The organism is Scandinavium sp. M-37, from assembly GCF_043558715.1.
In the GTDB taxonomy this organism is placed as follows: domain Bacteria; phylum Pseudomonadota; class Gammaproteobacteria; order Enterobacterales; family Enterobacteriaceae; genus Scandinavium; species Scandinavium vulneris_A.
The window spans coordinates 104,849-128,613 of sequence record NZ_JBIGIN010000007.1 but is presented as its reverse complement, the minus strand read 5'-3'; the positions used below and the strand labels follow the sequence as shown (position 1 = coordinate 128,613).

Sequence of the window (23,765 nt, the reverse complement as noted above, 5' to 3'; positions counted from 1 at the left end):
AAGGAAACGAGCCATGAGCAATCAACATACTGATGTCGCCATTGTCGGTGGCGGAATGGTCGGCGCAGCCCTGGCCCTGGGCCTGGCACAGCAGGGATTCAGCGTGACCGTGATAGAGCAAACCACGCCGCCCGCATTTGATGCGGCGAGCCCGCCGGATGTGCGGATCTCGGCCATAAGTGCCTCGTCGGTTGGCCTGTTGCGCGGGCTTGGCGTGTGGGATGCTATTCATGCCATGCGCACCCACCGTTATCGCCAACTGGAAACCTGGGAATGGGAAAGCGCGCACGTGGTGTTTAACGCCTCGGAGCTTAAGCTGCCGGAACTCGGTTACATGGTGGAGAATAACGTGCTGCAACTCGCGTTGTGGCAGGCGCTGGAGGCGCATGACAAGGTCAGGCTGTGTGTGCCTTCCTCGCTGGAAACGATGCTGCATGGCACTGAGGGTTATCTGCTGGGCTTCACCGACGGCAGCGAAATGCAGGCGAAACTGGTGATAGGTGCCGATGGCGCAAATTCTCAGGTGCGGCAGATGGCCGGGATTGGCGTTCACGCCTGGCAATATCCCCAGTCCTGCATGTTGATTACCGTCGAGTGCGAAGCGGAACCGGGGGACAGTACCTGGCAGCAGTTTACGCCGAACGGGCCGCGTGCCTTTTTACCGCTGTTCGAACACTGGGCCTCGCTGGTGTGGTATGACACCCCGGCCCGTATTCGTCAGCTACAGACGCTGTCGTTAGAACAACTGCAGCAGGAGATTGTGCGAACCTTTCCGTCGCGGTTGGGCCATATCAAACCGGTTGCCGCCGGGGCATTTCCGCTGACCCGCCGCCATGCGTTGCGCTACGTTCAGCCTGGACTTGCGTTAGTGGGGGATGCCGCCCATACCATTCATCCGTTGGCCGGGCAGGGCGTTAATTTGGGATATCGTGACGTCGATGCGCTGCTGGACGTTCTGATTAATGCCCGCAGCCACGGCGAAGATTGGGCGAGTCTGCCGGTGCTCAAGCGCTACCAGACCCGCAGAATGGCGGATAACTATTTAATGCAATCCGGCATGGATCTGTTTTATGCCAGCTTCAGCAACGATCTCGCCCCGCTGAGAATGCTGCGCAATATCGGCCTGATGGCCGCCGAGCGTGCAGGCGTGCTCAAACGTCAGGCGCTGAAGTATGCGTTAGGGTTGTAACAAGGCAGGCCGTCGTGACATCGCGGTGGCCTGTTTCTATTTTCTGTCAAGGCTGAAGCATGAAAACAAAAAAGCCCGCCGAAGCGAGCTTTTTGTTTTATGTGGCTGGGGTACGAGGATTCGAACCTCGGAATGCTGGTATCAGAAACCAGAGCCTTACCGCTTGGCGATACCCCAACAGATTTTTTGATGCTGACGATGAGACTGAAAAAGTGGCTGGGGTGCAGGGATTCGAACCCCGGAATGCTGGTATCAGAAACCAGTGCCTTACCGCTTGGCGACACCCCATCAGGTGTTCTTTTCAGTTTTGGTTCATCGTTTACTAAATTGGCTGGGGTGCAGGGATTCGAACCCCGGTATGCTGGTATCAGAAACCAGAGCCTTACCGCTTGGCGACACCCCAAGAATTTGGTGGCTACGACGGGATTCGAACCTGTGACCCCATCATTATGAGTGATGTGCTCTAACCAACTGAGCTACGTAGCCTGAATTTTGTTTTGCCAGTGCCTGACTGGCTGGGGTACCTGGATTCGAACCAGGGAATGCCGGTATCAAAAACCGGTGCCTTACCGCTTGGCGATACCCCAAATGACTCACGCGAAAAAATGCTTAGTCAGGGAAAAATGGCTGGGGTACCTGGATTCGAACCAGGGAATGCCGGTATCAAAAACCGGTGCCTTACCGCTTGGCGATACCCCATCCGTGCAACGCTTTTGGAAATGGTGCGGGAGGCGAGACTTGAACTCGCACACCTTGCGGCGCCAGAACCTAAATCTGGTGCGTCTACCAATTTCGCCACTCCCGCAAAAAAAGATGGTGGCTACGACGGGATTCGAACCTGTGACCCCATCATTATGAGTGATGTGCTCTAACCAACTGAGCTACGTAGCCATCTTTTTTTCGCGTTACCTTATCGGCGTTGCGGGGCGCATTATGCGTATTGAGCCAATAAGCGTCAACTTCTTTTTCAAGGAAAATCGCTGGAATGTGACTGTTTGGTTAGGTTGCGAACAGCGCGGCGAATTTATCGGCAAAAATTGATTATTACGCCTTTTTTATCGCCAGATTACCGCTGATAAATGACAAAAGGGCCCCGAAGGGCCCTGAATCAAAAACAAGACATTATTTGTAGGCGGACTGGTGAACGCCGACAGCACGGCCTGATGGATCGTTCATGGTTTTGAACGCTTCATCCCACTCGATAGCTTTAGCCGACGAACATGCGACGGACGGGCCACCCGGCACGCACTCCGCAGCGCTTGGCAGCGGGAACAATTCTTCAAAAATTTCGCGGTACAGATACCCTTCTTTAGACGACGGTGTGTTGTACGGGAAGCGGAAGCTGGCAGTTTCCAGTTGTTTATCCGTCACCTGCTTCGCCGCCACTTCTTTCAGGGTGTCAATCCAGCTGTAGCCTACGCCGTCAGAGAATTGCTCTTTCTGACGCCACGCCACGCTCGCTGGCAGATAGGATTCAAAACATTCACGCAGAATGTGTTTTTCCATTTTGCCGTTGCCGCACATTTTATCCTGCGGGTTAATGCGCATCGCCACGTCGAGGAATTTCTTGTCGAGGAACGGCACGCGCGCTTCAACGCCCCAGGCTGACATCGCTTTGTTGGCACGCGCACAGTCAAACATATGCAGCGCCTGCAGTTTACGCACGGTTTCTTCGTGCAGTTCCTTAGCGTCAGGTGCCTTATGGAAGTACAGGTAGCCGCCGAATACTTCGTCAGAACCCTCACCCGACAGCACCATCTTGATGCCCATCGCTTTGATTTTACGCGACATCAAATACATTGGCGTCGAGGCACGAATCGTGGTCACGTCGTAGGTTTCGATGTGATAAATCACGTCGCGGATAGCGTCCAGACCTTCCTGCACGGTGAAATGAATTTCGTGGTGCACGGTGCCGAGATGGTGGGCGACTTCCTGCGCCGCTTTCAGGTCCGGTGAGCCCACGAGGCCAACGGCGAAGGAGTGCAGCTGCGGCCACCAGGCTTCAGACTGCTCCTGATCCTCTACCCGGCGTGCGGCATATTTTTTGGTGATAGCAGAGATAACAGACGAATCCAGACCGCCGGAGAGCAGAACGCCGTAAGGCACATCAGACATCAGGTGGCTTTTAACGGACTCTTCCAGTGCCTGACGCAGCTCGGCTTTGTCGGTCACGTTGTCTTTGACCGCATCGTAGCTGAACCAGTCACGCTGGTAATAAGGACGAATTTCGCCGTCCTGGCTCCACAGATAGCTGCCCGCCGGGAACTCTTTAATGCTGCGGCATACCGGCACCAGGGCTTTCATTTCAGACGCTACGTACAGGTTACCGTGCTCGTCGTGGCCCATATACAGCGGGATGATCCCGAGGTGATCGCGGCCAATCAGATACGCGTCTTTTTCACTGTCGTACAGCGCAAAAGCGAACATGCCCTGTAAATCGTCGAGGAATTCCGGGCCCTTTTCCTGATACAACGCGAGAATGACTTCGCAGTCAGAACCGGTCTGGAACGGGTAGCGGTCGCCGTATTCAGCGCGCAGAGCCTGGTGGTTGTAGATTTCACCGTTCACAGCCAGCGCGTGGGTTTTCTTTTCGTTGTACAGCGGCTGGGCACCGGCGTTGACGTCGACAATCGACAGGCGTTCGTGGACAAGGATGGCTTTATCACTGGCATATACACCTGACCAGTCCGGGCCGCGATGGCGCATCAGACGGGAGAGCTCCAGCGCTTTTTTACGCAGCTCGACCGCGTCCGTTTTGATATCCAGTACACCGAAAATAGAACACATAGCGACTTCTCCGTTAATTCTGTAGCGTGTTGTTGTGGCGTTGCATGACTTAAAAAATGCCGGAAAGCGACCGCCTGCGCAAGAGAATTACCGGGCTGAAAGAAAATAATGCAATGAGGATTAAAGAATAGTGAAAAACGCGCAGCATTAAGTCGCGGTTATTGACGATTATGCATTTTTTGGCGTGTTTTATTAGATGGTGTTTTATGTTTGCGAGGAAGGAATGTAGACCCGGCACGCAGCAAGCGCCGCCGGGCACATGCTTTAAATGACGTCGATTTCAGCGACCGACGGGTAAATCCATGACGGCCTGAACGGCATGCTATCGATATCATCCACCGTGGATACCCCCGAAAGCACCAGAATGGTTTCCAGACCGGCCTGGAAGCCTGCCAGAATGTCGGTGCGTAGGTTATCGCCGACGATCACCGTCTGTTCCGAGTGGGCCTGCATTTTATTCAACGCGGCGCGGATTATCCATGGACTCGGTTTGCCGACATAAAATGGTTTGCGGCCAGAAATTTTCTCGATACCCGCACACAACGCCCCGCAGGCCGGATAAAAACCACGACCATGCGTATCCGGGTTAGTGGCGATAAAGCGCGCCCCGTTGGCCACAAAGAACGCCGCCTTATGCATCATTTCCCAGTTGAAGGAACGGGTCTCGCCCACGATGACGAAGTCCGGATTCACATCAGTGATAGTAAAACCGGCTTTGTACAATTCGTGGATCAGTGCACCTTCGCCCACCACATAGGCTTTCTTACCTTCCTGGCGACGCAGAAAATCCGCGGTCGCCATCGCAGAGGTATAAAACACGCTGTCTGGCACGTCGACACCGGCGGTGGCGAAACGGTTGGCCAGGTCCTGCCCGGTCTGCGAAGGGTAGTTGGTGAGCAATACCAGCGGCAGGCCTTTTTCCAGCACGCGGGTCAAAAACTCCGCTGCACCGGGCACGGCTACGTTATCGTGCATCAGCACGCCGTCAATATCGCAAATGATGTTCTGAATGGTCATGGACAGTCCGACGTCGTATTTAAGAAAGGCGTAATTATACACATTATCCTCCCGTTCGCCTGAGGCGCGGGAGGAGGAGGGCGGTTTAGCTTTCCAGCAGTCGCTGGAGCAGCATACCGTTAAGCATTGAGCGTTTGACGAGAGCAAAGGCGCCAATGGCGGAGCGGTGATCGAGCTCCGAACGTACTACCGGCAGATTGTGGCGAAACGCTTTCAGCGCCTGGGTATTGATGCAGCCCTGAATGGCAGGCAACAGCACTTTCTCCGCTTCGGTGATTTCACCGGCGATAACCACTTTCTGTGGGTTAAACAAGTTGATGGCGATGGCGATAGTTTTGCCGAGATGGCGGCCAACATGCTCAATCACTTCGCTGGCCAGGGCATCGCCTTTGTTCGCGGCTTTGCAGATGGCTTTGATGTTACAGTCATCAAGCGAGACTTTGCTCTGGTAGCCTTTTTCCAGCAGCTGGCGTACTCGTTGCTCGATAGCCGCATTGGCAGCAACGGTTTCCAGACAACCGAAATTTCCGCAGTGACAACGTTCACCAAGCGGATCAACCTGAATATGGCCAATCTCGCCGACGTTGCCGTTTCGGCCGATAAAAATGCGGCCGTTCGAGATGATCCCAGCCCCGGTGCCGCGATGCACCCGCACCAGAATAGAATCTTCGCAGTCCTGAGTTGCACCGAAATAGTGCTCAGCGAGCGCCAGACTGCGGATATCGTGCCCGACAAAACAGGTCACGTTAAAACGTTTTTCCAGCGCGCCAACCAGTCCCCAGTTTTCCACAGGAATGTGCGGCATATAGCGGATCACGCCGCTTTCTGGGTCAACCAACCCCGGCAGGATAACCGAGATAGCTATCAGCTCGCGGATCTTGCGCTGGCTGTTTTCAATAAAGGTGGCGATGGTGTTGAGCAGCGCATGTTCCAGGGTTTCCTGGGTGCGTTCCGGCAACGGATAATGCTCTTCGGCGACGACTTTACTGCTTAGATCATACAGCGTGAGGGTGGTATCGTGTCGGCCCAGACGCACGCCGATGGCGTGAAAATTGCGGGTTTCAGTAATAATCGAAATCGCGCGGCGGCCCCCGGTGGAGGCCTGCTGATCGACTTCTTTGATCAGGCCGCGTTCAATTAGTTGACGCGTGATTTTGGTCACGCTGGCGGGCGCGAGCTGGCTCTGTTCGGCAATCTGAATGCGCGAGATTGGTCCGTGCTGATCAATCAGGCGGTAAACGGCCGCACTGTTAAGTTGTTTAACGAGGTCAACATTACCAATTTGAGCGTGTCCGCCTGATGTCATACTTTACTTACTCAGCAACGACCTCGTTACCATTAACGATGGTCTTAGTGATTTTATAATCGCGAGTGAACGCGGTCAGGTTGGCTACCATGCCAGGGGCGATGCTGCCCAGTTGCTTATCGACGCCGATGGCACGGGCCGGATACAGCGTGGCCATACGCAGCACTTCATCGAGTGCGATACCGCAGTGTTCCACCAGGTTACGTACGCCTTCAATCATCGTCAATGCGGAACCACTTAAGGTGCCGTTCTCATCCACGCACAGTCCATCCCGGTAGTATATTGTTTTACCAGCAAAAATGAACTGTTCAATATTCGCGCCTGCCGGTGCGGTGGCGTCTGTAACCAGACAAAGCTTGTCACCTTTCAGGCGTTTGGCGTTACGAACGTTAGCGAAATCAACGTGAAGACCATCGACGATAATACCGCAGTAAACGTCCGGTTCATCAAAAATAGCGCCAGCCAGACCCGGCTCACGCCCGGTGATGTACGGCATGGCGTTATACAGATGGGTTGCGAAGGTCACGCCTGCGCGGAAGCCAGCTTTGGCTTCTTTCAGCGTGGCGTTGGAGTGGCCCGCAGAGACCACAATTCCGGCGTTAGCCAGACGGGTAATAACTTGGGCAGGAACCATTTCCGGTGCCAGAGTGACCTTGGTAATCACATCGGCGTTAGCACACAGGAAGTCGACCAGGTCGTCGTCAGCCTTACGCACGTAATCCGGGTTATGCGTCCCTTTCTTAACGATATTCAGCCACGGACCTTCCAGATGTAGACCCAGCGCCTGATTCGGGTGTTTCGCCAGGTATTCACGCATCACGCGGATACCCTGCTTCATCAGGTCATCGCTGGAGGTGATCAGCGTTGGCAGATAGCTGGTGCAACCAGATCGCTCGTTGGCTTTCTGCATGATTTCCAGCGTTTCAACGGTCACCGCATCCGGGCTGTCGTTAAACTGCACGCCGCCGCAGCCATTCAGCTGGACGTCGATAAAACCGGGAGCAAGAATGGCGCCATTTAACGAGCGTTGCTCAATCCCGGACGGCAAATCGGCCAGTGGGCAGAGTTGTTCAATCAGGCTATTGGCGATAACAATCGCATGGTCATCCAGAATTTCGTGGCCGGTATAAATTCGGCCATGGGTTAATGCATACATTACGACCCCCGGTGTCAAAAAAGCATCCGCCCCCTTGAAGAGGGGCGGGGATTCAATTACAGACCTTTAATATTTTCGGCTTCTAATTCGTTGAAGTACTTCAGTGTTTTCACTTTCAGTTCCATGGTGGACGGCTCGTCGCACACCATCACTGCTTTCGGGTGCAGCTGCAGACAGCTAATGGTCCACATGTGGTTCACGTTGCCTTCAACCGCCGCCTGCAGCGCTTGTGCTTTCTGATGGCCCAACACCAGAATCATCACTTCTTCTGCGTCAAGCAGCGTACCCACGCCCACGGTCAGCGCATATTTTGGCACCTGAGTCACGTCGCCGTCGAAGAAACGGGAGTTTGCCACGCGGGTGTCATGGGTCAGGGTTTTAATACGGGTACGAGAGGACAGTGAAGACGCCGGTTCGTTGAACGCGATATGACCGTCGTTGCCTACGCCACCCATGAACAGGTTGATTTTGCCGTAAGAACGGATTTTTTCTTCGTACTGGCGGCATTCTGCGTCGATGTCTGGCGCGTTGCCATCCAGCAGGTTAATGTTTTCTGCCGGAATATCAACGTGATCAAAGAAGTTACGGTGCATAAAGCTGTGGTAGCTTTCCGGATGCTCTTTTGCCAGGCCCACGTACTCATCCATGTTGAAAGTCACAACATGTTTGAAGCTAACCTGGCCCGCTTTGTGCATCTCAACCAGAGCTTTATACGCGGTGAGCGGAGTACCGCCGGTTGGCAGACCCAGAACAAAAGGACGGTCCGCGGTGGGTTTGAACGCATTGATGCGGTTGACGATATGACGGGCGGCCCATTTACCTACTTGTTCAGCTGTCGCCAGGGGAATCAGTCTCATTGTTCACCTCAATAGTTAATATAAATGTTGGCGGATTGGCACCGTATCTCTGTTAAGAGTAACCTGGATTAGCAAGGAGAGGGGGCAATCCGTCCTGATTTTTCGAATGATAAAATAAGTTTTCCCTGTTAGCCAGTCGGATGAGGGGGTGAAGACGATATTTGGTGATAAAAATCACAAAAAAGGTGCTTTTAATTTGCGAGACGAATTAATTTTTCACACACTCTGAAGGCAAGTGATACATTGCTGTGCTTTCAAGATAGTCACACTATAAAAAAACGGCTGTAACTCAGTCGGTCGGGGTCTCAAGGGGGAATAAAAGTGAGTGTTCTAGGTTATTTACAAAAAGTTGGCCGCGCACTAATGGTGCCAGTGGCCACGCTGCCGGCCGCAGCCATCCTGATGGGTGTCGGCTACTGGATTGACCCGGTGGGCTGGGGCGGATCTAACGCACTGGCTGCGTTCTTCATTAAGTCAGGCTCCGCGATTATCGACAACATGTCCGTGTTGTTCGCAATCGGTGTGGCTTACGGTATGTCTAAAGATAAAGACGGTGCAGCAGCGCTGACCGGCTTTGTGGGTTTCCTCGTATTAACAACCCTCTGCTCTCCGGCAGCGGTGTCCATGATCCAACAAATTCCGGCGGACCAGGTTCCGGCGGCATTCGGTAAGATCAGCAACCAGTTCGTCGGTATCCTTGTCGGTATTATCTCTGCGGAACTGTACAACCGCTTCAGCGGCGTTGAGCTGCCAAAAGCGCTGTCGTTCTTCAGCGGTCGCCGTCTGGTTCCGATCCTGACCTCCTTCGTCATGATTGCCGTCGCTTTCGTACTGATGTATGTCTGGCCGGTTATCTTCGACGGTCTGGTGGCCTTTGGTGAGCACATCCAGAAACTGGGTTCTGTCGGTGCAGGCGTATATGCGTTCTTCAACCGTATGCTGATCCCGGTAGGTCTGCACCACGCGCTGAACTCCGTATTCTGGTTTGACGTTGCCGGCATTAACGATATCCCTAACTTCCTCGGCGGCGCGCAGTCTATCGAAGCCGGTAAAGCAGTGGTGGGCATCACCGGCCGTTATCAGGCAGGCTTCTTCCCGATCATGATGTTCGGTCTGCCGGGTGCGGCACTGGCGATTTACCACTGTGCTCGTCCAGAAAACAAGGCCAAGGTACTGGGTATCATGATGGCGGGCGCATTCGCGGCCTTCTTCACCGGTATCACAGAACCGCTGGAGTTCTCCTTCATGTTCGTGGCGCCGGTTCTGTACTTCATCCACGCTGTGCTGACCGGTATTTCCGTATTCATCGCTGCCAGCATGCAATGGATTGCGGGCTTCGGCTTCAGCGCCGGTCTGGTGGATATGGTGCTGTCCTCGCGTAACCCGCTGGCGACACACTGGTGGATGCTGATCCCTCAGGGTCTGGTGTTCTTCGTTATCTACTACGTGGTGTTCCGCTTCACTATCACCAAATTCAACCTGATGACTCCGGGTCGCGAACTGGCTGTTGCCGGTAGCGAAGCCGATGGCCAGGACGTGAATGTGAGCAGTGATAAAGAGCAGGATGCGTCCGAGCTGGCACGCCAGTACATCGCCGCAGTGGGCGGTTCTGACAACCTGACCGGGATTGACGCCTGTATCACTCGTCTGCGTCTGAACGTGAAAGATTCCGCGCTGGTTAACGAAGCGCTGGCTAAGCGTCTGGGTGCCTCTGGTGTGATTCGTCTGAACAAAACCAGCGTGCAGATTATCGTGGGCTTTGTGGCAGAAAAAATCGCTAACGCGATGAAAACCACCGGTCACGTTGCCGCCGCAGAAGCCGCTCCGGCAGCAGTACCAGCCCAGGCCGCGGCTAAACCGCAGGCTGTGCCAAACGCGGTCACCATCGCTGCACTGGTTTCGCCAGTGACCGGGGATGTGGTCGCTCTGGATCAGGTGCCTGATGAAGCCTTCGCCAGCAAAGCAGTAGGCGACGGTGTGGCGGTGAAACCAACTGAAAAAACGGTTGTTTCTCCGGCGGCTGGTACCATCGTTAAAATCTTCAATACCAACCACGCGTTCTGCCTCGAAACTGAAAAAGGCGCGGAAATCGTTGTCCACATGGGGATCGATACCGTTGCACTGAACGGCCAAGGCTTCACGCGTCTGGTAGAAGAGGGTGCCGAAGTGGTTGCAGGTCAGCCGGTCCTGGAAATGGATCTGGACTTCCTGAACGCTAACGCACGCTCAATGATTAGCCCAGTGGTGTGCAGCAACATCGATGATTTCAGCGGCCTGGTTATCAAGGCGCAGGGTCAGGTTGTTGCAGGCGTTACGCCGCTGTATGAGATTAAAGGCAAGTAATCGTTCCTGAGTAGAACTTAAGTGCCTTAGCGGCGGGGGGAAATCCTCCGCCGCTTTTTTATGGCTCCCGCCGCCCCAATATTCTCTGTTAACCCCCATTTTTCTGTAACTAAGGGTTGTCTCCGCCCTCAGCTTATAAGATCATATTCCGTTATATGTTGTTTACGCCTTGAGGAACCCGCGATGAGTGAGGCAGAAGCCCGCCCGACTAACTTTATTCGCCAGATTATCGATGAAGATCTGGCCACTGGTAAGCATACGACCGTGCACACCCGTTTTCCGCCTGAGCCGAACGGTTATCTGCACATCGGTCATGCGAAATCGATCTGCCTGAACTTCGGCATCGCCCAGGATTATCAGGGTCAGTGCAACCTGCGTTTCGATGACACCAACCCGGTGAAAGAAGACATCGAATACGTGGAGTCGATCAAACATGACGTCGAGTGGTTAGGCTTCCACTGGTCAGGTGACATCTGCTACTCCTCTGACTACTTCGATAAGCTGCACGAGTATGCGATTGAGCTTATCAACAAAGGTCTGGCGTATGTGGACGAACTCTCCGCAGACGAAATCCGTGAATACCGCGGCACCCTGACGCAGCCGGGCAAAAACAGCCCTTACCGCGATCGCAGTGTGGAAGAGAACCTGGCGCTGTTTGAAAAAATGCGTGCCGGGGGCTTCGAAGAAGGGAAAGCGTGTCTGCGTGCCAAAATCGACATGGCATCGCCGTTTATTGTGATGCGCGATCCGGTGTTGTATCGCATCAAATTCGCCGATCACCATCAGACCGGCAGTAAGTGGTGCATCTACCCGATGTATGACTTCACTCACTGCATCAGCGATGCGCTGGAAGGCATTACCCACTCGCTGTGTACGCTGGAATTCCAGGACAACCGTCGCCTGTACGACTGGGTGCTGGACAACATTTCCATTCCGGTCCATCCGCGTCAGTACGAGTTCTCTCGTCTGAATCTGGAATACACCGTGATGTCCAAGCGTAAGCTGAACCTGCTGGTTACCGACAAGCACGTTGAAGGCTGGGATGATCCGCGTATGCCGACCATCTCCGGTCTGCGTCGTCGCGGCTATACCTCAGCGTCCATTCGTGAGTTCTGTAAGCGCATCGGCGTCACCAAGCAGGACAACACCATCGAGATTGCATCGCTGGAATCCTGCATTCGTGAAGATCTCAACGATAATGCACCGCGTGCGATGGCGGTTATCGATCCGGTTAAACTGGTTATCGAAAACTACCCGCAGGGTGAAAGCGAAATCGTCACCATGCCGAACCACCCGAGCAAACCTGAAATGGGCAGCCGTGAAGTGCCGTTCAGTGGGGAAATCTGGATCGATCGCGCTGACTTCCGTGAAGAAGCCAACAAGCAGTACAAGCGTCTGGTGATGGGCAAAGAAGTGCGCCTGCGCAACGCTTACGTGGTTAAGGCCGAGCGCGTAGAGAAAGATGCAGAAGGCAACATTACGACTATCTTCTGTACTTATGATGCCGATACGCTGAGTAAAGATCCGGCTGATGGTCGTAAAGTGAAAGGCGTGATCCACTGGGTTAGCGCTCAGCATGCGCTGCCGGTTGAGATTCGCCTGTACGATCGTCTGTTTAGCGTGCCGAACCCGGGGGCCGCAGAGGACTTCCTGGCTGTCATCAACCCAGAATCACTGGTTATCAAGCAGGGCTATGCTGAGCCTTCGCTGAAAGCCGCTGAAGTGGGCAAAGCGCATCAGTTCGAACGTGAGGGTTACTTCTGCCTCGACAGCCGTTATACCACCGCTGAGAAGCTGGTGTTTAACCGCACCGTGGGTCTGCGTGATACCTGGGCGAAAGCGGGCGAGTAACCGTTCCGTTATCGCAAAATGAAGAAGCGTCGCCCTGAGCGGCGCTTTTTTTATGTCATTTTCGTGATGCGAAATAATATCATTTCGATCTATGAAACACCGCCTCTGCCTTGTTACATTTTCAACTGACGTTATTCTCTAATTCGTTGTAAAACCCCAGCCTAATGCACCTTGCGGCATCTCCTTTAAAAACGCAACTTTGTAACAAAACGCAATCAAATATGTGCGCCCTGTCATAATCTTGTGCTTTCGTGCGGAAAAAGGATTGATAATTCGCGTCGCGAAAAATAGTCTACCGACATAGCGTTAGGACATTTCTGCCTCGCTACTTTTTTGCAGTACTTATTTTTATCGCTGTTCACCTTTGTGAGCGCGTTTTTAAAAGTCAAAGAGGATATACACATGCGTACGTTCAGTGGCAAACGTAGTACGCTGGCGCTGGCTATTGCCGGGGTCACCGCAATGTCGGGCTGGATTGCAGTTCCGCAAGCCAGTGCAGCAGGATTCGTAGACGATTCAACCTTAACCGGCGGTGTCTATTACTGGCAACGTGAACGTGACCGTAAAGACGTCACCGACGGCGACAAGTACAAAACCAACCTTTCCCATTCCACCTGGAACGCTAACCTCGACTTCCAGTCTGGCTATGCCGCCGATTTTATCGGCCTTGATATTGCTGCTTTCACCGCTATTGAAATGGCGGAGTCATCAGAAAGCGGACACCCAAACGAAATTGCATTCTCATCCATTAATAAAGGTTACGACGAAGATTACTCTGGCGATAAGAGTGGAATCAGCCTTTATAAAGCTGCCGCGAAATTCAAACTGGGCCCAACCTGGGCGCGAGCAGGTTATATTCAGCCAACCGGGCAAACGCTTTTAGCGCCGCACTGGAGCTTTATGCCAGGTACGTATCAAGGGGCAGAAGCCGGGGCTAACTTTGATTACGGTGATGCAGGCGCGTTGAGTTTCTCCTATATGTGGACCAACGAATACAAGGCTCCATGGCACCTCGAAACAGATCATTTTTATCAGAACGATAAGAAGACCAAAGTTGAGTATCTGCACTCCATTGGTGCTAAGTATGATTTCAAAAATGACTTGGTGCTGGAAGCGGCATTTGGTCAGGCAGAAGGCTTTATGGATCAGTACTTCGCCAAAGCCAGCTACAAATTTGATGTCGCCGGTGCACCACTCTCGACCAGCTACCAATTCTATGGGGCGCGTGACACCGTTGAGAGCAACACCATTAACGATATCTACGACGGCACCGCGTGGTTACAGGCACTGACCTTCGGCTATAAAGTGGCTGACGTGGTTGACCTGCGCCTTGAAGGGACGTGGGTAAAAGCAGAAGGCCAGCAGGGTTACTTCCTCCAGCGTATGACCCCGACCTATGCCTCCTCCAACGGTCGTCTCGATATCTGGTGGGATAACCGCTCAGACTTCAACGCCAACGGCGAAAAAGCGGTGTTCTTCGGTGCGATGTATGACCTGAAAAATTGGGATATGCCGGGCTGGGCCGTCGGTGCATCTTACGTGTATGCCTGGGATGCCAAACCGGCAGACTGGTATATCAACAGCGCGGGTCAGCGTGAAGACAACGCCTCGAACAAAATCAAAGAGTCTTCTTACAGCTTTGATGCGATGTACACCGTGCAGGAAGGCCGTGCGAAAGGCACGCTGTTCAAACTGCACTTCACTCAATACGACAACCACTCCGACATCCCAAGCTGGGGCGGTGGTTACGGCAACATCTTCCAGGATGAGCGTGACGTGAAGTTCATCGTTATCGCCCCGTTCACTATCTTCTGACACGCGTGCGGCAGGGTAAACCTGCCGCGCATTGATAAGGCCGTATCATGAAAAAATTGATTCTTATCGCCGTTATGGCTTCCGGGCTGGTGGCCTGCGCACAGCCATCTCCCGCACCACAAGAAGACAGCAAGCTGAAAGATGCCTACAGCGCCTGTATCAATACCGCTGAAGGAAATCCGGATAAAATTGACGCCTGCCAGAGCGTGCTTAACGTGCTGAAAACTGACAAGACCCATCAGCAGTTTGCGAATCAGGAAAGTGTACGCGTACTGGATTACCAGAATTGTATTCTGGCGACGCGGACCGGCAACGATCAGGCAGTCAAAGCCCGTTGTGATCAGGTGTGGAAAGAGATTCGCAGTAACAATACGCCTAAGCCGTAACCCTCGACGGTTGGCGCTATTGCCCCAATGTTATGCCAAAAATGCCAATAAAAAAGCCAACCGTCAGGTTGGCTTTTACTTTTCTGGGGGGCCGATTATTTCTCGGCACCGTCATGTGCGTGCTCATCTTCACGGCAGTCGCCTTCTGCGCAATGGCCATAAAGATAAAGACTGTGGTTGGTCAGACGAATGCCGTGTTTGGTGGCAATTTCGCGCTGACGCGCTTCGATAGAGTCATCACTGAATTCGATAACCTTGCCACAGTCGAGGCAGATCAGGTGATCGTGGTGATGCTGTTGGGTCAATTCGAAAACAGATTTACCGCCTTCGAAATTGTGGCGGGTGACAATCCCGGCATCGTCGAACTGGTTCAGAACGCGATACACCGTTGCCAGACCAATTTCTTCGCCCATGTCGATGAGGCGTTTATAAAGGTCTTCCGCACTGACATGGTGATTGTCAGGCTCCTGAAGCACTTCCAGAATTTTCAATCGAGGAAGCGTGACTTTCAGGCCTGCTTTCTTTAATGCGGTATTGTTGTCAGTCATGCGGAATCAGTCCTGTTGCTAGGCGATACACTTCCTTATAGGAAGTATTACTAAGAATGAATTCAGGATAATGCGTCTCATTATAGGACTGCGGTGCCTAAATGAAAACTGCAAACCCTGAGCAAAGTATGCTTTTCAGAAACGAGGCATCATCTGCAAAGCGAAACATCCGACCTCGTCAAAACAGAAGACATTGTACAGATATGTGCTCAAAAGTTAAAAATTTGTAGCGATTAATTTGATTGCTTATAACTATTAATTTTACGCAATCTATCGATTTGTTCATCAATCATACGGCGCAACGCAGGCGCTGCGCCGTGACATCATCAGGCGTTCTTGATCTCTTCCAGGTGCAGCTCTTCAGAGATTTGTTTTACCCACTTCTGAACGCGTTCAGCGGTCAGTTCAGGCTGGCGATCTTCATCAATGGCCAGACCAACAAAATGGTTGTCATCGGCCAGACCTTTAGAGGCTTCGAAATGGTAGCCTTCGGTTGGCCAGTGACCGACAATGGTCGCGCCGCGCGGTTCGATGATGTCGCGGATGGTGCCCAGCGCATCACAGAAATATTCTGCGTAGTCTTCCTGATCGCCACAGCCAAACAGGGCCACCAGTTTGCCGTTGAAGTCTACCTCTTCCAGCGTCGGGAAGAAGTCGTCCCAGTCACACTGTGCTTCACCGTAGTACCAGGTTGGGATACCCAGCAGCAGAATGTCGAAACCTTCGAGGTCTTCTTTACTGCTCTTGGCAATGTCATGCACCTCGGCAACGTCTTTGCCCAGCTGCTTCTGGATCATCTTCGCAATATTTTCGGTGTTACCGGTGTCGCTGCCGAAAAAAATACCTGTGATTGCCATGAGTAAAATAACCTCTTGAAACGTAATGAAATGATGGTGGAATGTTGCCCACAGATAAAGGCAATGATAGCAGGAGGAGAAGTGCGCGGGAACTGCAATTGCGCCGTACTGCACTCACTGCTAAATGAAAGTGAAAGATTTCGTGTTTTCAGTCACGTTCCTGGCCGTGTAACGCAGCCAGTTGTTGCATCAGTATCTCTTCGATAAGCTCGCTGCGGCTCATGTTTCTGGCATCCGCCAGCTCATTGAGTGCGTCAACGGCATCGTTATTGAGCTTAAGCTCAACGCGTTTGAGACCGTTGCTTTTGTCGCGTTTCAGCTGATTACGCTTATTAATGCGTAACTGTTCGTCGCGTGAGAGCGGATTGGTTTTCGGCCTTCCCGGGCGACGCTCGTTTGCGAACAAATCTAATGTCGTTCGGTCCGTTTGTTCTTTTGCCATGATTCAGAGTGACTTCGGGGAAACAAGCCGCCAGACGACAGGCCCGGCGCAGATAGCGCGCAATCATACATGAGCGAAACCCACACGCCAACGCCGGGAGCCACAATGGCGCTTGCTTGCTCGGATTTTAATCATTCCGCCAGGTAGCGACGGATAGCGCGGAGTACCGCATCCGGTTTTTCAGCATGAACCCAGTGTCCAGCCCCGGCAATCACGTGCGCTCGCGCCTGTGGGAACTGCGCTAACAGGGCGTCGCGGTACGCGTTGGTGACATAAGGCGAATTGCCGCCAGCAATAAACAGGGCAGGGTGGTCCCATGCGGGAATCGGTTCCCAACCGACGATGTGCTCATACTGATCCCACAATGCGGGCACGTTGAAGCGCCATTCGCCGTCGACAAAAGATTTCAACAGGAACTGAATCACGCCTTCTTCATTAATATGCTTGCGCATAACCTCTGCCGCCTGCTGACGGTTTGAGACAGCGGCTTCGGTCACCGCGTTGATGGCCGCAAAGATTTCATCGTGACGACGCACCTGATAATTCACCGGAGCAATATCTATCGCCACCCATTTTCCGACGCGTTCTGGCGCCAGGGCAGTAAACGCCATCACCGCTTTCCCGCCCATGGAATGGCCGATCAACGTGGCTTTTTCAATGCCGTTGGCATCGAGCGTGTCGAGAAGATCCTGCGCCATCGCCGGATAGGTCATTTCCGCGGATCGCGGGGAAAGGCCGTGGTTACGCATGTCGACTTGCAGAATATCGTGGTCGACAACCAGATCCCTCGCGAGGATCCCGAGGTTATCCAGGCTACCGAAAAGGCCGTGAACCAGGACGATGGGAGAATTAGTGTGCAGGTTTTGTGCAGTTTGCGCTCGGCTGTTTAATTTCATGGCAAAGTTCTTTTTTTCGCTACGTCGGGTTAGGGTATCATGTTGAGCATTCTGCCGCCCGGCTGCAACACTCAGTAGTCGTCTGAGTTTTTGCCGACACGCTATCCGCTGTTGGGTTTTGTCCTTATAATCCCAACGACTTGTATTCAGAAAAGATATCTCACTGGATTAAGATGAAAACGATCGAAGTTGATGACGAACTCTACGGCTTTATTGCCAGCCACACTAAGCACATTGGCGAGAGCGCATCCGACATTTTACGGCGTATGCTGAAAATTTCTGCCGTACCACAAGCTGCAGCAACCGTAGCCAAAGAGACCCCGGCACCTGCTTCTGCACCGGTCGTCGCTGCGGTCAAAAAAGTCGCTTCGCCGAAAGATAACGTTCGCGCGGTGCGTGAGCTGCTGCTTTCTGACGAATACGCTGAGCAGAAGAAAGCGGTCAACCGTTTCCTGCTGGTGCTGACTACACTTTACTCCTTAAACAACAAAGCATTTGCTGAGGCGACTGAGTCCCTGCATGGCCGCACGCGCGTCTACTTCGCGGTTGATGAAGCGACGTTGCTGAAAAACGGCAATCAGACCAAGCCTAAGCAAGTGCCTGAGACCCCGTACTGGGTGATAACGAATACCAATACCGGTCGTAAATGCAGCATGGTCGAACACATCATGCAGTCAATGCAGTTCCCCGCGGAATTAATTGAAAAGGTTTGCGGCACTATCTAAGCATAAGAAGGACCAGGCAATGGCAACTCATAACCGTGCGGGTCAGCCTGCACAACAGAGTGATTTGATCAACGTCGCCCAGCTGACGTCTCAGTACTACGTGCTGAAACCTGAAGTGGGTAACGCAGAACACGCGGTGAAATTCGGCACTTCCGGTCACCGTGGAAGCGCCGCCCGTCATAGCTTTAACGAACCGCATATCCTGGCTATCGCTCAGGCTATTGCGGAAAATCGTGCCAAAAATGGCATCACCGGGCCGTGCTACGTCGGGAAGGATACCCACGCGCTGTCAGAACCGGCGATCATCTCGGTACTGGAAGTGCTGGCCGCCAATGGTGTAGATGTCATTGTTCAGGAAGATAACGGCTATACGCCAACGCCTGCCATTTCCAACGCTATCCTGGTTCACAACAAAAAAGGGGGGGCGCAGGCTGACGGTATCGTCATCACCCCTTCGCACAACCCGCCGGATGATGGCGGTATCAAGTACAACCCGCCAAACGGTGGCCCGGCTGATACCAACGTTACCAAAGTGGTCGAAGACCGTGCTAACGCGCTGCTGGCCGATGGCCTGAAAGGCGTCAAGCGTCTGTCTCTGGATGAGGCCTGGGCGTCGGGTCATATTAAAGAACAGGATCTGGTGCAGCCATTCATCGAAGGCCTGGCGGAAATCGTCGATATCAAAGCCATCCAGAAAGCAGGCCTGAAGCTGGGCGTCGATCCGTTAGGCGGCTCCGGGATTGAATACTGGAAACGCATTGCCGAGTTCTACAAGCTTGACCTGACCATCGTCAACGATCACGTCGATCAGACCTTCCGCTTTATGCACCTCGATAAAGACGGTGCGATCCGCATGGATTGCTCCTCCGAATGTGCGATGGCGGGCCTGCTGGCACTGCGTGATAAGTTCGACCTGGCGTTTGCCAATGACCCGGATTACGACCGTCACGGGATCGTCACTCCGGCTGGTCTGATGAATCCAAACCACTACCTGGCGGTTGCCATCAATTACCTGTTCCAGCATCGTCCGCAGTGGGGCAAAGACGTGGCCGTGGGTAAAACCCTGGTCTCTTCGGCGATGATTGACCGTGTGGTTGAGGCCCTGGGCCGCAAACTGGTTGAAGTGCCGGTCGGCTTCAAATGGTTCGTTGATGGTCTGTTCGACGGCAGCTTCGGCTTTGGCGGTGAAGAGAGCGCCGGGGCATCGTTCCTGCGTTTTGACGGCACGCCGTGGTCTACCGACAAAGACGGGATCATCATGTGTCTGCTGGCGGCAGAAATTACTGCCGTCACCGGAAAAAATCCGCAGCAACACTATGACGAACTGGCCGAGCGTTTTGGCGCCCCGAGCTACAACCGTCTGCAGGCTCCGGCCACCTCGGCGCAGAAAGCAGCGCTGTCCAAACTCTCTCCAGAGATGGTTAGTGCAGATACCCTGGCGGGGGACCCGATCACCGCGCGTCTGACTGCCGCGCCGGGCAACGGCGCCTCCATTGGCGGTCTGAAAGTGATGACCCAAAATGGCTGGTTTGCCGCGCGTCCATCCGGTACGGAAGATGCGTACAAAATCTACTGTGAAAGCTTCCTCGGTGCCGAACACCGTCAGCTGATTGAGAAAGAAGCGGTAGAGATTGTGAGTGAAGTGCTGAAAAACGCCTGATCGCGTGAACAGATTACGTGAACAGTGAGAAAGGGAGCCGAAAGGCTCCCTTTTTTGTTAGCTGTGTTTATTCTTCAATTCAAAGCGGGGAGAGACCAGACCGTACAGCGTCCAGCCCATAAAGGTGACAATCGCACCCCAGAGCATCGCTTCTTCACCGGACGAATACAGCGCATAGAAGCTGTACATTGCCCCGATAAATGCCACCACGTTGGCGGCCTTAGCTTTACCCGGTGCCACGTTCGCCACTTTCTGAATGATAACCAGCGCCGCCATCGACAGAATATACGGAATGATGTTGGTCACCACCGCCAAATTGACCAGCACGTTAAACTGATTATTCAGCGAGGGGCTAATGGTCATCAGCGACAGCCCGGACTGGATGACGACAATCGTCAACATGCCCTGAACCGGCGCATCTGCCCGGGACAAACGGGAAAACACTTTCGGGAAGTACCCTTCGTCCGCCGAAGATTTAAACACCTGAGCGATGGTGAACTGCCAACCCAGCAGCGATCCGCAGCACGACATCACCATCAGGCCCATGATCACTTTCCCAACTTCCGGCGTGAACATCTGCGCAAAGGCCAGACCAAACGGTGCGGTGGAGCTGGCCAGGTCGATGTTCGGCACAATCCCGGCAATAACGTTGGTCGAGACGATGTAAATCACCGCCGCGCCTAAGGTGCCACCGAGTACCGCAATCGGCACGTTGCGTTCCGGATTTTCTACCACGTCGGTATTGGCGCAGGCGGATTCCAGACCGAGGAATGCCCACAGCGTCATAGCGATAGACGACCCCACCGCGCTAAAGAACGGCACGTGGTGCGGGTTCCAGGATTCAACGTACATCGTCGGGCTGAACCAGAACCAGCCGATGATGCACAAGCCGACGACCGGGATGATCACCCCCCAGACGGTGACGCTGCTGATCTGTCCGGTAATACGCGCCCCGCCAAAGTTGGCGATGGTACACAGCCACAGCACGCCGATGGTCGCCAGCCCAATTTCTATCGGGCTAAGGGTGACGCCGAACAGCTCGGTGCCATAGCCCACCGCCGAAATGGCGATCGCCACGTTGGCAATCAGCAGCGACACGCCGTAGGTATAGTTGGCCATAAAGTTGCCCGACTTCCCAAAGGCATACTCGGCGTAACCGCCCATACCGCCAGATTTACGGCTGAACATCCCGCATTTGGCGAAGGCCCATGCCAGGGCGGTGGATCCGACAGCGGTCACCAGCCACGAGATAATCGAAATGGTGCCCACTTCCGCGAGCTTGGTCGGCAGCATGATTATCCCTGAGCCCATCATATTCACCATCGTCAGAATGGTGAGCTGGACCACGCCCATCTTGTTCGATTTACTCATAATGCACTCCCTTTCAGCTGTGGCTGCTGGGCGTCACGGGAGGCTATCACGTAACACCACACCTGCTTGCGACCATCGACTTCCTGGATGTATACGCCCTGCAGCTCCGGCGCAAAACCAGGCAGCAGATTGATGCCTTCTTCGAGGGCGGTGAAATAGCGCAGCACGGCACCACTCCAGATTTCCCCCGGCACCACGCACAATACCCCCGGTGGATATGGCAGGGCACCTTCCGCGGCAATCCGACCTTCAGCTTGCGGGAGCGCCACCAGTTCGACCTCACCGCGCAGATAGGCGTAGTTAGCCTCCTGCGGATTCAGGCTGACCTGCGGGAAATGCGCCTTACGGAACATCTCTTTTTGCAGCTGCTTCACATCATGGCGGGCATAAAGCTGATGCATTTCAAGGCACAGTTGGCGCAGGGTATACCCGGCATAGCGATGCTCATACTGGCGATACAGCGCCGGTAAAACCTCCTGCAATGGGGCATCATCCTCCAGCAGTTTTTCGAAACGCACCAGCAGGGCGACCAGCTGTTGCAGCTTCGCCATGTCTTCTGCCGGGGTCAGCAGGAACAGAATTGAGTTGAGATCGCACTTCTCAGGAATGACGCCATTTTCACGCAGGAAGTTGGCGAGAATGGTCGCCGGTACACCAAAATCGTCGTACTCACCGTTGGCGGCGTTGATCCCCGGCGTGGTCAGCAGCAGTTTGCACGGATCGACGAAATACTGATGCTCGGCATAGCCTTCAAACGCATGCCAGCGCTCGCCTGGCACGAAATGGAAGAAGCTCAAATCACGGGCAATTTGCTCGGTAGGCCATGAATGCCACGGCTTGCCGTTGATAACCGGCGGCACAAACGGGCGGATGTGCTGACAGTTCTCGAGGATAAGCTTGCGCGCGTCGATACCGTTCGCCACGCAGTCCATCCACATGTTGCGCCCACTCACGCCTTCATGCATTTTGGCGTTCACATCCAGGGCGGCAAACAGCGGATAAAACGGGCTGGTGGAGGCGTGCATCATAAACGCATTGTTCAGCCGTTTATGAGGCACATAGCGCGACTGACCCTTGATGTGGCTGTCTTTCTTGTGGATTTGTGAGGTTTGTGAGAAGCCTGCCTGCTGTTTATGCACCGACTGGGTAACCAAAATACCGGGGTCATTTTCATTCAGTTCCAGCAGCAACGGCGAGCAATCGGCCATCATCGGAATGAACTGCTCGTAGCCGACCCACGCGGAATCAAACAGAATGTAATCGCAAAGATGACCAATCTTATCCACCACCTGGCGGGCGTTATAAATGGTGCCGTCGTAGGTGCCTAACTGAATCACCGCCAGACGGAACGGGCGGGCATCGCGGGCACGCTGCGGTGCCACTTCGCTAATCAACTCCCGCAGATAACGCTCTTCAAAGCAGTGTGCATCAATCCCGCCGATAAAGCCGTACGGGTTGCGTGCCGTTTCCAGATACACCGGGGTGGCCCCGGCCTGAAGCAGCGCGCCGTGGTGGTTAGATTTGTGATTGTTACGGTCAAACAACACCAGGTCACCCGGGGTCAGCAGGGCATTCAGCACCACTTTATTCGATGACGAGGTACCGTTGAGCACGAAATACGTTTTATCGGCATTAAACACTTTGGCCGCGTGTTGCTGGGCGATGCAGGGCGCACCTTCGTGGATCAGCAGGTCGCCCATCGCCACATCGGCGTTGCACAAATCTGAGCGGAACAGCGTTTCGCCGAAGTACTCAACAAACTGATTACCGGCCGGATGACGGCGGAAGAACTCACCGCCCTGATGGCCAGGGCAGTCGAATGCGCTATTACCCTGCTGGACGTAATCCACCAATGCGCGGAAGAACGGCGGCCGCAGCTGCGTTTCGTATTTATGTGCGGCGGCTTCCAGCTGACGGCCATAGAAGTCGTTGCGTGTTTCGTCATGTTCAAACACGCCGTGAATACGCGACAGATAGTCTGCTGGCACGATTTCATCTTTATTAATGGCGATAAACACCGGCAGGTTATAACCGGTAGCATCTATTTCATCGAGCTTTCCGGCCTCAACATCGGCTACCGATAATACGGCGGCGGCGACATCAATAAACTGCGTGTGCTGTGTATTAATAATAGTGCGTGCGCTGGTAAAACAATCAGGGCAGGAAGAGCTCACTGCAATTTTTAATTCTGACATTTTTCATCTCTTTAATTTCAGGGAATAGCAGGTCCTCAATTTCCAATCGGGGAAATTGATCGTTCCGGGAAAAAGGCAATAGTTATTCGCTGATAATAAAATCAGGACATTGCTTTTTTCATTGGGTTTTCAGGACGAGCGCAGGAAGCTACAGGCAGTAGCCTGTACGTTCAGAAGCAGGAAAGACCTGTATGCTGAGCGCCCGACGTCAGAAGACTATCGGGCGTTAAAGAAGTGAAAATCGAAACTATTGCGGTGGGCAAACATCATAATATGCGTTGTTCGCCTGATATGGGGCATGATTCGGTTATTGTTTTCCATAATATAAACCTTCATGAATGAGTGAAAGCGCAGGTATTTTATC

Annotated in this window: 19 protein-coding genes and 8 tRNA genes; 7 read left to right on the top strand and 20 right to left on the bottom strand. The window is 53.5% G+C overall.

Features of this window, described 5'->3' with window-relative positions; genetic code table 11:
- Window positions 1-13 precede the first annotated feature (13 nt).
- On the top strand, window positions 14-1,189 hold the full coding sequence (ubiF, locus tag ACG0Z5_RS07785) for a 3-demethoxyubiquinol 3-hydroxylase (protein ID WP_394446397.1): 1,176 nt from the start codon (window positions 14-16) through the stop codon (window positions 1,187-1,189).
- A gap of 102 nt (window positions 1,190-1,291) precedes the next feature.
- On the opposite strand, the gene ACG0Z5_RS07780 is transcribed toward ubiF, so the two are convergent.
- From ACG0Z5_RS07780 to nagB, 13 genes are all read right to left on the bottom strand, one after another.
- Window positions 1,292-1,366, bottom strand: a tRNA-Gln gene (locus tag ACG0Z5_RS07780).
- A 36-nt stretch (window positions 1,367-1,402) separates the two neighbouring features.
- Window positions 1,403-1,477 (bottom strand) — tRNA-Gln (locus ACG0Z5_RS07775).
- 40 nt (window positions 1,478-1,517) lie between these two features.
- A tRNA-Gln gene (locus ACG0Z5_RS07770) sits at window positions 1,518-1,592 on the bottom strand.
- Between the two features lie 6 nt (window positions 1,593-1,598).
- Window positions 1,599-1,675: transfer RNA gene (locus ACG0Z5_RS07765), tRNA-Met, on the bottom strand.
- A 26-nt stretch (window positions 1,676-1,701) separates the two neighbouring features.
- Window positions 1,702-1,776, bottom strand: a tRNA-Gln gene (locus ACG0Z5_RS07760).
- Window positions 1,777-1,813: 37 nt separating this feature from the next.
- Window positions 1,814-1,888, bottom strand: a tRNA-Gln gene (locus ACG0Z5_RS07755).
- A gap of 21 nt (window positions 1,889-1,909) precedes the next feature.
- Window positions 1,910-1,994: transfer RNA gene (locus ACG0Z5_RS07750), tRNA-Leu, on the bottom strand.
- 9 nt (window positions 1,995-2,003) lie between these two features.
- Window positions 2,004-2,080 (bottom strand) — tRNA-Met (locus ACG0Z5_RS07745).
- Window positions 2,081-2,311: 231 nt separating this feature from the next.
- The gene (gene asnB, locus ACG0Z5_RS07740; protein ID WP_394446396.1) at window positions 2,312-3,976 is read right to left on the bottom strand and encodes an asparagine synthase B; all 1,665 of its coding nucleotides are present in this window, start codon (window positions 3,974-3,976) and stop codon (window positions 2,312-2,314) included.
- 264 nt (window positions 3,977-4,240) lie between these two features.
- Entirely contained in the window at window positions 4,241-4,993 is a 753-nt protein-coding gene (nagD, locus tag ACG0Z5_RS07735) for a ribonucleotide monophosphatase NagD (RefSeq protein ID WP_394446434.1), read from the bottom strand.
- Window positions 4,994-5,078: 85 nt separating this feature from the next.
- Window positions 5,079-6,299 carry a DNA-binding transcriptional regulator NagC gene (gene nagC / locus ACG0Z5_RS07730; protein WP_394446395.1) on the bottom strand — a complete coding sequence of 407 codons (1,221 nt, stop codon included), beginning with the start codon at window positions 6,297-6,299 and terminating at the stop codon, window positions 5,079-5,081.
- 7 nt (window positions 6,300-6,306) lie between these two features.
- Window positions 6,307-7,455: an N-acetylglucosamine-6-phosphate deacetylase gene (gene nagA / locus ACG0Z5_RS07725; protein ID WP_394446394.1), complete on the bottom strand. Its 1,149-nt coding sequence runs from the start codon at window positions 7,453-7,455 to the stop codon at window positions 6,307-6,309.
- Between the two features lie 56 nt (window positions 7,456-7,511).
- Complete coding sequence (nagB, locus tag ACG0Z5_RS07720; RefSeq protein WP_097164779.1) at window positions 7,512-8,312, bottom strand: glucosamine-6-phosphate deaminase; 801 nt, start codon at window positions 8,310-8,312, stop codon at window positions 7,512-7,514.
- A gap of 321 nt (window positions 8,313-8,633) precedes the next feature.
- Between nagB and nagE the strand changes: the two genes are divergently transcribed.
- From nagE to chiQ, 4 genes are all read left to right on the top strand, one after another.
- A complete protein-coding gene (gene nagE / locus ACG0Z5_RS07715; RefSeq protein ID WP_394446393.1) occupies window positions 8,634-10,655 on the top strand; it encodes an N-acetylglucosamine-specific PTS transporter subunit IIBC in 2,022 nt (673 codons plus the stop codon).
- Window positions 10,656-10,838: 183 nt separating this feature from the next.
- Window positions 10,839-12,506, top strand: coding sequence for a glutamine--tRNA ligase (gene glnS / locus ACG0Z5_RS07710; RefSeq protein ID WP_394446392.1), 1,668 nt, complete (start codon window positions 10,839-10,841; stop codon window positions 12,504-12,506).
- Between the two features lie 402 nt (window positions 12,507-12,908).
- On the top strand, window positions 12,909-14,321 hold the full coding sequence (chiP, locus tag ACG0Z5_RS07705; RefSeq protein WP_319629095.1) for a chitoporin ChiP: 1,413 nt from the start codon (window positions 12,909-12,911) through the stop codon (window positions 14,319-14,321).
- 47 nt (window positions 14,322-14,368) lie between these two features.
- Window positions 14,369-14,707 (top strand): ChiQ/YbfN family lipoprotein, encoded by a 339-nt coding sequence (chiQ, locus tag ACG0Z5_RS07700; protein WP_394446391.1) that lies wholly within the window; start codon window positions 14,369-14,371, stop codon window positions 14,705-14,707.
- A 95-nt stretch (window positions 14,708-14,802) separates the two neighbouring features.
- Here chiQ and fur read toward each other — a convergent pair whose 3' ends face one another.
- From fur to ybfF, 4 genes are all read right to left on the bottom strand, one after another.
- Complete coding sequence (fur, locus tag ACG0Z5_RS07695) at window positions 14,803-15,255, bottom strand: ferric iron uptake transcriptional regulator (RefSeq protein WP_394446390.1); 453 nt, start codon at window positions 15,253-15,255, stop codon at window positions 14,803-14,805.
- 326 nt (window positions 15,256-15,581) lie between these two features.
- Window positions 15,582-16,112, bottom strand: a complete 531-nt coding sequence (gene fldA / locus ACG0Z5_RS07690) for a flavodoxin FldA (protein WP_319629098.1) — start codon at window positions 16,110-16,112, stop codon at window positions 15,582-15,584.
- Window positions 16,113-16,260: 148 nt separating this feature from the next.
- Complete coding sequence (gene ybfE, locus ACG0Z5_RS07685; RefSeq protein WP_394446389.1) at window positions 16,261-16,554, bottom strand: LexA regulated protein; 294 nt, start codon at window positions 16,552-16,554, stop codon at window positions 16,261-16,263.
- A gap of 131 nt (window positions 16,555-16,685) precedes the next feature.
- Window positions 16,686-17,450, bottom strand: coding sequence for an esterase (gene ybfF, locus ACG0Z5_RS07680; RefSeq protein ID WP_394446388.1), 765 nt, complete (start codon window positions 17,448-17,450; stop codon window positions 16,686-16,688).
- Window positions 17,451-17,623: 173 nt separating this feature from the next.
- On the opposite strand from ybfF, the gene seqA reads away from it, so the two are divergent.
- Both seqA and pgm read left to right on the top strand, forming a co-directional pair.
- Entirely contained in the window at window positions 17,624-18,175 is a 552-nt protein-coding gene (gene seqA, locus ACG0Z5_RS07675; RefSeq protein ID WP_394446387.1) for a replication initiation negative regulator SeqA, read from the top strand.
- 19 nt (window positions 18,176-18,194) lie between these two features.
- Entirely contained in the window at window positions 18,195-19,835 is a 1,641-nt protein-coding gene (gene pgm, locus ACG0Z5_RS07670) for a phosphoglucomutase (alpha-D-glucose-1,6-bisphosphate-dependent) (RefSeq protein ID WP_394446386.1), read from the top strand.
- Between the two features lie 57 nt (window positions 19,836-19,892).
- Here the strand turns inward: pgm and potE are convergent, their stop codons facing one another.
- The 3 genes from potE to speFL form a co-directional block, all read right to left on the bottom strand.
- Window positions 19,893-21,206, bottom strand: a complete 1,314-nt coding sequence (gene potE / locus ACG0Z5_RS07665; RefSeq protein WP_319629103.1) for a putrescine-ornithine antiporter — start codon at window positions 21,204-21,206, stop codon at window positions 19,893-19,895.
- Window positions 21,203-23,401, bottom strand: coding sequence for an ornithine decarboxylase SpeF (speF, locus tag ACG0Z5_RS07660; protein ID WP_394446385.1), 2,199 nt, complete (start codon window positions 23,399-23,401; stop codon window positions 21,203-21,205). Before speF ends, potE begins: the two co-directional genes overlap by 4 nt.
- A 216-nt stretch (window positions 23,402-23,617) precedes the next feature.
- Window positions 23,618-23,722 carry a leader peptide SpeFL gene (gene speFL / locus ACG0Z5_RS07655; RefSeq protein ID WP_116480921.1) on the bottom strand — a complete coding sequence of 35 codons (105 nt, stop codon included), beginning with the start codon at window positions 23,720-23,722 and terminating at the stop codon, window positions 23,618-23,620.
- Window positions 23,723-23,765 lie beyond the last annotated feature (43 nt).

What these genes read in the sequence shown, in the direction of transcription:
- speFL (WP_116480921.1), bottom strand. Translation starts at nt 23,722, where the DNA reads ATGGAAAACAATAACCGAATCATGCCCCATATCAGGCGAACAACGCAT.
- fldA (WP_319629098.1), bottom strand. Translation starts at nt 16,112, where the DNA reads ATGGCAATCACAGGTATTTTTTTCGGCAGCGACACCGGTAACACCGAA.
- asnB (WP_394446396.1), bottom strand. Translation starts at nt 3,976, where the DNA reads ATGTGTTCTATTTTCGGTGTACTGGATATCAAAACGGACGCGGTCGAG.
- nagC (WP_394446395.1), bottom strand. Translation starts at nt 6,299, where the DNA reads ATGACATCAGGCGGACACGCTCAAATTGGTAATGTTGACCTCGTTAAA.
- fur (WP_394446390.1), bottom strand. Translation starts at nt 15,255, where the DNA reads ATGACTGACAACAATACCGCATTAAAGAAAGCAGGCCTGAAAGTCACG.
- nagA (WP_394446394.1), bottom strand. Translation starts at nt 7,455, where the DNA reads ATGTATGCATTAACCCATGGCCGAATTTATACCGGCCACGAAATTCTG.
- potE (WP_319629103.1), bottom strand. Translation starts at nt 21,206, where the DNA reads ATGAGTAAATCGAACAAGATGGGCGTGGTCCAGCTCACCATTCTGACG.
- seqA (WP_394446387.1), top strand. Translation starts at nt 17,624, where the DNA reads ATGAAAACGATCGAAGTTGATGACGAACTCTACGGCTTTATTGCCAGC.
- glnS (WP_394446392.1), top strand. Translation starts at nt 10,839, where the DNA reads ATGAGTGAGGCAGAAGCCCGCCCGACTAACTTTATTCGCCAGATTATC.
- chiQ (WP_394446391.1), top strand. Translation starts at nt 14,369, where the DNA reads ATGAAAAAATTGATTCTTATCGCCGTTATGGCTTCCGGGCTGGTGGCC.
- ybfF (WP_394446388.1), bottom strand. Translation starts at nt 17,450, where the DNA reads ATGAAATTAAACAGCCGAGCGCAAACTGCACAAAACCTGCACACTAAT.
- speF (WP_394446385.1), bottom strand. Translation starts at nt 23,401, where the DNA reads ATGTCAGAATTAAAAATTGCAGTGAGCTCTTCCTGCCCTGATTGTTTT.
- ubiF (WP_394446397.1), top strand. Translation starts at nt 14, where the DNA reads ATGAGCAATCAACATACTGATGTCGCCATTGTCGGTGGCGGAATGGTC.
- pgm (WP_394446386.1), top strand. Translation starts at nt 18,195, where the DNA reads ATGGCAACTCATAACCGTGCGGGTCAGCCTGCACAACAGAGTGATTTG.
- nagD (WP_394446434.1), bottom strand. Translation starts at nt 4,993, where the DNA reads ATGACCATTCAGAACATCATTTGCGATATTGACGGCGTGCTGATGCAC.
- ybfE (WP_394446389.1), bottom strand. Translation starts at nt 16,554, where the DNA reads ATGGCAAAAGAACAAACGGACCGAACGACATTAGATTTGTTCGCAAAC.
- nagB (WP_097164779.1), bottom strand. Translation starts at nt 8,312, where the DNA reads ATGAGACTGATTCCCCTGGCGACAGCTGAACAAGTAGGTAAATGGGCC.
- chiP (WP_319629095.1), top strand. Translation starts at nt 12,909, where the DNA reads ATGCGTACGTTCAGTGGCAAACGTAGTACGCTGGCGCTGGCTATTGCC.